This window comes from Alkalihalophilus lindianensis (genome assembly GCF_032843265.1).
GTDB classification, from domain to species: Bacteria; Bacillota; Bacilli; order Bacillales; family Bacillaceae_D; genus Alkalihalophilus; species Alkalihalophilus lindianensis.
Genome location: NZ_JAWJBA010000930.1, coordinates 1 through 241 on the forward strand (window position 1 = coordinate 1; position 241 = coordinate 241).

Here is a 241-nt window from a genome sequence, read left to right on the forward strand (position 1 = left end):
GGATGCTGGTGCTGCCAAGAACCCTGAGGTTGAGACTAGCTCATCAATACACAGATCTGAAAATCCAGGCCTGAGAACTACTGAACCTGGCTTGGTTTATCCTCCAATAGCTCCACTTGGTCATGATGATGCCTTCCCTGGCCCTGGCGCAGGCTTCTATCCTCATAGTGGTATTGGTGGGGGTGGCAGCATGCATGTTGGTCCAAACGATCCACGCTTCTTTCCTTCTAATCCCTTCCCT

The 241-nt window shown here is 51.5% G+C and carries 1 protein-coding gene; it reads left to right on the forward strand.

The window, feature by feature from the left end; genetic code table 11:
• Nucleotides 1-241, forward strand: a 241-nt coding sequence (locus RYX56_RS24835; RefSeq protein ID WP_317124450.1) for a hypothetical protein, incomplete at both ends; no start/stop codon positions are given.